Source organism: Daejeonella sp., assembly GCF_037719425.1.
Classification (GTDB): Bacteria; Bacteroidota; Bacteroidia; order Sphingobacteriales; family Sphingobacteriaceae; genus Daejeonella.
This window is the reverse complement of the sequence record NZ_JBBJNI010000018.1, coordinates 14,472-16,426: the sequence shown is the minus strand read 5'-3', so window position 1 is coordinate 16,426 and position 1,955 is coordinate 14,472. Positions and strand designations below refer to the sequence as shown.

The following is a 1,955-nucleotide window of genomic DNA, read 5'->3' as shown; positions in this document are numbered from 1 at the left end:
TATCGGAATGCTGGCAGCCGTTGAAACCTGGGTTCAAATGGATCATAAAAATGAAATGCAAACCTGGGTCAGCTGGCTGGAAAATATCGGGAAACAAGCTGCAACAATAAAAGGGGTTAGCTTTCGTATCGTAATGCCCGATCCAAAATTAATTCACCACGTAACTCCTTATTTATTCATAACCTGGAATCCGGAGGAACTTTATGTTACAGGTCAGGAAGTTTCGGAAGAACTTGGAAATACATTCCCCAGAGTTGGGGTTGCCATATATAAGGACGAACCGGGCATCACCGGAATTAGCTTGGTTGCTTACATGATGGTGCCGGGAGATGATAAATTAGCCGCTTCCCGGATAAAAGAAGTAATTGCCAGGAAAAGGACTCCGAGATCTGTAGTAGCGATGAAAGCTCCTTCCGCTAATATGATTGGACGATGGGACCTTGATGTTCAATTTTATAACAGCCATGACAAGCAACAATTGTTTATTGACCAGCAGGATGGAAATTATTTTTCAGGTGTTCATAAATCTGAGTTTTCGGAACGTGAAATCAATGGAACTATTGAAGGTAATGAGATAAAAATGCAAAGTACCTGGGTAGTTCCTGGAGATAGAATTCAAACTACCTTCAAAGGTGTAATTAACGGCGAAATAGTGTCGGGCGACATTGATATGCATGAATTTCTGTCGGCTAAGTTTAGTGCTAAACGAAGTAAGTCAAAGTTAGTAAAAACACCTGTTGTCTTTCCGAAAGGAAGACCGCAGGGGGGGAATTTTTTGATATAGATTCAATAATCTTACTAAAGGTAGTAGGTAGATTTCCAAATACAGATCAACGCCATGAGCTTACTATAAAAATCAAGCGCGAACCGTATTCCTTGTATTCTACGCCTTCTACGGGCACAAAATAAGAAAATGGAAACGTAGCCCTGGTACTTTAAAAGTACGCTAATTATAAAATATGAGAAAAAAAAGTTTACTTCCATTGATCGCGTTCAGCATAATTACGGGTTTCGTAAGTGCACAAAATTTAACTGACCGGGTTCCTTACAGGATCTACGACAATTTCGATACAGGTGAGATGTATACCTGGGAACCCTATCCATACCAGCAGGACACCGGGTATGATCCCGCATTCAGTACGAAGAAGGAACCAGCATATGGGAACAAAGGAAGTGCATTGTCCAGGGTAACAAGACCCAATGATGCAAATGACCTCGCGCAGGGCTTCACAAAACGTATTGACATGTATGTAACGGGATCTACACGGGTGAAGTTTGCTGTCTTCATGATGAGCGACCGCAAACCGGAAAAGATCGACGTATCACTGGGAATCTTTGACGGGACGCTTTACACTCATACCATAACATCTCCAAAGGCAAATACCTGGGTTGAAGTAGATCTTCTTGCTGACGCCTTTTCAAGCAAGGGTAAAGCGCTAAAAGCCGGAAAACACATCCAGGTTGTTGTGATGAAAGCCTCTTATCCGCGGGTAAGTCACTTGCTGAGCTATACCATCCTGATGGATGAATTTTCAATTAACGGGGAAAGACCACGCCAGTTCGTTTCACAGTCGCCGAAGTCCACCTGGTTTGAGCAGTTTGGGCAAGCAGTGATCCACAAGCATTTTGCGCCGGGGGAAACTCTATCGCTTAGTGTAGCACCAGAAGGCGGATTGAAACTAAATCAAGTAACGGCCGATCTGCGGGAGCGCTCATGGCTGGATGTGGACAATGCACTTACATACAATGATATCGCTGCCCTGGTTAAGGAGATTCCGGATGCGAAGTACATGATCCTGGAGGCGCGGATAACTGATACGCAGCAGCCTACCACAACTGAATCTGTTAAGATACTACAGAACGCCGATGTTTTGTTCGATACATCCCGCGGAAGCGGAGCAAGTATAAAAGGCCCGAACAGTGAGAGCATGAAATACCTGCTTGATACTTTCGGT

Annotated in this window: 1 protein-coding gene and 1 pseudogene; both read left to right on the top strand. The window is 43.8% G+C overall.

Annotated elements, in window-relative coordinates:
* Positions 1-784: hypothetical protein (locus WKF69_RS04140; RefSeq protein ID WP_340379713.1), on the top strand; the 784-nt coding region annotated here is incomplete at its 5' end.
* A gap of 175 nt (positions 785-959) precedes the next feature.
* A pseudogene (locus WKF69_RS04135) lies at positions 960-1,955 on the top strand (hypothetical protein); the annotation flags it as partial.